This is a genomic window from Lapillicoccus sp., assembly GCF_036559105.1.
Taxonomy (GTDB): domain Bacteria; phylum Actinomycetota; class Actinomycetes; order Actinomycetales; family Dermatophilaceae; genus Lapillicoccus.
Map to the genome: position 1 here is coordinate 1 of NZ_DATBTV010000126.1, position 5,055 is coordinate 5,055.

Genomic DNA, 5,055 nt, shown 5'->3' on the forward strand with positions numbered 1-5,055 from the left:
GTGGAACTGGATCGGTGCCGCGGCCATGGCCGCGACGTCGGGGCGCAGCAGGAACACCGAGCGGAACCACACCGACACGGTCTCGCGGTAGTTGTGGGCCTCCGACCCGGCTCCGACGCTGACCAGCGTCGTCCACAGGCCGAGCACGATGGCCCCGACGAGCAGGACGTACATGAGCTTGTCGTTGCGGGTGGTGGCCATGAACACCGGCCCGGTCCGGCGCCGGCGGTACACGAGGATGAGGACGCCGACGAGGGTGCAGACCCCGGCAATGCCACCGAATAGCAGGGCGTTGAAGTGGTAGAGGCCCTCGCTGACCCCGACCGCCTCGGTCCAGGACTCCGGGATCACCAGACCGCCGATGTGGCCGACCAGCACGAGCAGGATGCCGAAGTGGAACAGGGGCGACCCGATCCGCAGCAGCCGCGACTCGTACAGCTGCGACGAGCGCGTGGTCCAGCCGAACTTGTCGTAGCGGTAGCGCCAGGCCGTGCCGCCGACCAGCACGACGATGACGAGATACGGGAGCACACCCCACAGCACGACGTCCATCAGCGTCCTCCGGCCGGTTGCAGCGGGAGCAGTCGCGGGTCGTACGGCTCGAGACCGACGGACTCGACCGGCGGACCGCCGGCGTCGACCATCGCCTGGACCGCGGCCCGGGTCGCCGGCGACTCGCCTGGGAGCGTCGCGCACACGGCGACGAGGGCACCCGCATACGGACTCTGCTTCTCCTGCAACGCGATCCGCAACAGCTCGAGGCTAGGCCGGTAGGCCTGCAGCAGCTCCCTGCCCGCGTCGAGGTCGGCGCAGGCCGCGAACTCGAGCACCATCGGCAGGTAGTCGGGCAGCTCACCGTGGGTGTCGACAAGGAAGCCGCTGGCCCGGTATGCGCTCTTGAACCGCCCGAGCACCTCCCCTCGGCGACGGGTGTCGCCGTCGGTCCAGTAGGACAGATAGAGGGCGTGCTTGCGGCTGAGGTCGAAGACGTCGACGTAGGCGTTCTGGAGGCGTTCCAGGGCCGTGGCGCCGAGATGGTCGACCAGGCCACTCAACGCGGCGGTCTCCGGCGCAGCCGGCTGCTCGGCCAGGGCATCGGCGAGCAGCGGCAGCCGCTCGACGAGCTGCGACGAGGGGTAGTCGAGCGCCCAGGAGGCCACTTGGTAGACGACTCGCGGATCAGGTCGTGGCCGGCGCAGCGACCTCACGACGGCGTCCGCTCGTCGCTCTTCTTGGCTGGGAAGATGCCGTCCGGGGCGCCGTTGCCGTCCCAGTTGAGCAGGTTGACCCGGCCGCGGAGGTCACCGGAGGGCGACGTGGTCATCGCGGACTCGGATGTCTGCCGCTGCTTGAGCGCGTTGAACGTCTCGACGGCGACCGGGGCCGGGCGGCCACTGGCCTCGCCGAACGGGCCGGACTCGTACATGCCCGGTCCTTCGTCGTAGTCGAGGGAGCAGGCGATCTCCTCGAGCTCGTGCGCGCGTTCGACGTGGGCAGTGGGGATGACGTAGCGGTCGGCGTACTTGGCGATCGCCATGAGGCGGTACATCTCGTACAGGGACTCCTCCGACATCCCGACGGCGGCGGGGATGGCCGGGTCGCCGTCCCGGCCCAGGGTGACGTCGCGCATGTACGCCCGCATCGCGGAGAGCTTCTGCAGCACCCCGGTGACGATGTCGGTGCGCCCGGCGGTAAAGAGCTCGGCGAGGTAGCCGACCGGGATCCGGAGGGCGTCGATCGCGCCGAACAGGGTCGACCGGTCCTCGGCGTCATGTCCCTGCGCGGCGAGCACGTCGACGATCGGGGACAACGGCGGCACGTACCAGACCATCGGCATGGTGCGGTACTCCGGGTGCAGCGGCAGGGCGACGCGGTAGCGCTTCGCGAGCGCGTAGACCGGGGACCGCCGGGCCGCCTCCATCCAGTCGTCGGGGATGCCGTCCTGGCGGGCCTGCATCGCCACCTCGGGGTCGTCGGGGTCGAGCATGAGGTTCAGCTGCGCCTCGTAGAGGTCGCCGTCGTCCGGCGTCGTCGCCGCCTCGGTGACCCGGTCGGCGTCGTAGAGGACGAGGCCGAGGTAGCGAAGCCGGCCCACACAGGTCTCCGAGCACACGGTCGGCAGCCCGACCTCGATCCGCGGGTAGCAGAAGGTGCACTTCTCGGCCTTGCCGGTCTTGTGGTTGAAGTAGATCTTCTTGTATGGGCAGCCGGTGATGCACTGCCGCCAGCCGCGGCAGCGGTCCTGGTCGACCAGGACGATGCCGTCCTCGGCCCGCTTGTAGATCGCACCCGACGGGCAGGACGCCATGCACGACGGGTTGAGGCAGTGCTCGCAGATGCGGGGCAGGTAGAACATGAAGGTCTGCTCGAGCTCGAACTTGACCGTGTCCTCAGCCGCGCGACGCGCCTTCTCGTCGATCTTCTGGACGATCGGGTCCAGGTGGCCCATCTCGCTGGACCCACCGAGGTTGTCGTCCCAGTTGGCCGACCAGGTGACCTTGGTGTCCTGGCCGGTGATCAGGGACTTCGGGCGGGCCACCGGGAAGTCGTCCCCGAGCGGTGCCTCCACGAGGGTCTGGTAGTCGTAGGTCCACGGCTCGTAGTAGTCCTTGAGCTCGGGCTGAACCGGGCTGGCGAAGATGCCGAGCAGCTTGTTCACCCGACCCCCGGCCTTGAGCTTGAGGTTGCCGCGACGGCCGAGCTCCCACCCGCCCTTCCACGTGTCCTGGTCCTCGTAGCGCCGCGGATACCCTTGTCCCGGGCGGGTTTCCACGTTGTTGAACCACACGTACTCGGTGCCGGCCCGGTTGGTCCAGGCCTGCTTGCAGGTCACCGAGCAGGTGTGGCAGCCGATGCACTTGTCGAGGTTCATCACCATCGCCATCTGGGCCATGACGCGCATCAGTAGGTCACCTCCTGGGAACGCTTGCGGACCGTCGAGACCATGTCGCGTTGGTTCCCGGTGGGGCCGAGGTAGTTGAACGTGTAGGACAGCTGGGCGTATCCGCCGATGAGGTGGCTGGGTTTGACCAGCAGCCGCGTGACCGAGTTGTGAATCCCGCCCCGGCGTCCGGTGGCCTCGGACTTCGGGACGTCGATGGTGCGCTCCTGCGCGTGGTGCACGAAGACCACGCCCTCCGGCATCCGGTGGCTGACGATCGCGCGGCCGACGAGGACCCCGTTGGCGTTGACGCACTCGACCCAGTCGTTGTCGTGCACGTCGATCGCTCCGGCGTCCTGGGGGCTCATCCACACCGTCGGGCCGCCGCGGGACAGCGAGAGCATGAGCAGGTTGTCCTGGTACTCGGAGTGGATCGACCACTTCGAGTGGGGCGTGAGGTAGCGGACGGTCACCTGCTTGGCGCCGTCCGGGCCGAGTGTCGGCTCACCGAACAACCGGTGCATGTCCAACGGCGGCCGGAAGATGGGCAGCGCCTCGCCGAGGTCGAGCATCCAGTCGTGGTCGAGGTAGAAGTGCATCCGGCCGGTGAGTGTGTGGAACGGTTTGAGCCGTTCGATGTTGACGGTGAACGGCGCATACCGCCGTCCGCCGGTCTCCGAGCCGGACCACTCCGGCGAGGTGATGACCGGCACCGGGGCGACCTGGGTGTCGGCGAAGGTGACCCGCTTCTCCTCGGAACCCTCGGCGAGGTCGACGAGCTTCTTGCCGACCCGTTCCTCGAGCGTTCGGAAGCCTTGCACGGCCAGGCGCCCGTTGGTCGTCCCGGAGAAGCGCAGGATCGCCTCGGCCATCTTCTCGTCGGTGTCGATCGCGGGCCGCCCGTCGCCGGCGCCACCGAGCATGACGCCGTTCTTCGCCGCGAGGTAGTCGACCTCCTCGTCCACCCGGTAGGTGACGTTCTTGACCGTGAAGCCGAGCGAGTCGGCGAGTGGCCCGACGGTCGCGAGCTTGTCGGCGATGGTGGTGTAGTCGCGCTCGACGACCTGGAAGGCCGGCATCGTCCGCCCGGGCACCCCCGGGCCGTCGGTCGTCCGCCAGTCCTCGACCCGGCCACCGGGTTGTGCCGTCTCTCCCGGGGTGTCGTGCATGAGCGGGACGCTGACCAGGTCCTTGCGCACGCCGAGGTGCGTCTTGGCCATGTCCGAGAAGCGTTGTGCCAGAAGGTGGAACAGGTCGAAGTCGCTCTTCGCCTCCCACGGCGGGTCGATCGCCGGCGTGAACGCGTGAACGAACGGGTGCATGTCGGTCGAGGAGAGATCGTGCTTCTCGTACCACGTCGCCGCGGGCAGCACGACGTCCGAGAGCAGCGTCGTGGACGTCATCCGGAAGTCGGCGGACATCAGCAGGTCGAGCTTGCCCTCGGGCGCCTCGTCATGCCATGCCACCTCGGTCGGTCGCGGCGTCTCGGGGTTCTCGGTGCCCATGACGTTCGAGTGGGTACCGAGCAGGTGCTTGAGGAAGTACTCGTTCCCCTTGGCCGAGCTGCCCATGAGGTTCGAGCGCCACAGGACCAGCGTGCGCGGCCAGTTCTCCGGGGCGTCCACGTCCTCGATGGCCGGTGTCAGGCGGCCGTCCTTGAGGGCCTCCGCCACGTAGGTGGCGGCGCTTGTCGCGCTGCCCTGGTCGACGGCGGCCTGCGCGTCCTCGGCGACCTGGAGCGGATTGGCCGAGAACTGCGGGTAGAAGGGCATCCAGCCGAGCCGGGCTGACTGCGCGATCGCGTCGGCGGTGTGCAACCCGGTCAGGTACCCCTTGGCCAGCGGTGACGCCAGCGAGTCGGCCGAGTATCCGTCGTTGCGCCACTGGTCGGTATGCATGTACCAGTACGAGGTGCCGGTCATGGTGCGCGGCGGTCGCGTCCAGTCGAGGGCGTTGGCCAGCGAGATCCAGCCGGTGATCGGTCGGCACTTCTCCTGGCCGACATAGTGCGCCCAGCCGCCGCCGTTGCGGCCCATGCACCCGGTGAGGATGAGCAGCGACAGGATCGCCCGGTAGGTGGCGTCGCCGTGGAACCACTGGCAGATGCCGGCGCCCATGATGATCATCGAACGCCCCTGGGACTCCTCGGCGTTCGCGGCGAACTCCCGGGCGAT

General features: G+C 68.6%; 4 protein-coding genes. All 4 read right to left on the reverse strand.

What is annotated here, in order from left to right; genetic code table 11:
- Positions 1 to 552, reverse strand: a 552-nt coding sequence (gene narI / locus VIG79_RS16055) for a respiratory nitrate reductase subunit gamma (protein WP_331887483.1), incomplete at its 3' end; no start/stop codon positions are given.
- Positions 552 to 1,208: a nitrate reductase molybdenum cofactor assembly chaperone gene (narJ, locus tag VIG79_RS16060; protein WP_331887484.1), complete on the reverse strand. Its 657-nt coding sequence runs from the start codon at positions 1,206 to 1,208 to the stop codon at positions 552 to 554. The genes narI and narJ, both read right to left, overlap by 1 nt.
- The gene (gene narH, locus VIG79_RS16065; RefSeq protein ID WP_331887485.1) at positions 1,205 to 2,902 is read right to left on the reverse strand and encodes a nitrate reductase subunit beta; all 1,698 of its coding nucleotides are present in this window, start codon (positions 2,900 to 2,902) and stop codon (positions 1,205 to 1,207) included. The genes narJ and narH overlap by 4 nt, the downstream gene beginning before the upstream one ends.
- On the reverse strand, positions 2,902 to 5,055 hold a 2,154-nt coding region (locus VIG79_RS16070), incomplete at its 5' end, for a molybdopterin-dependent oxidoreductase (protein WP_331887486.1). The genes VIG79_RS16070 and narH, both read right to left, overlap by 1 nt.

Coding starts and splice junctions, on each gene's coding strand:
- narH (WP_331887485.1), bottom strand. CDS start 2,902: ATGCGCGTCATGGCCCAGATGGCGATGGTGATGAACCTCGACAAGTGC.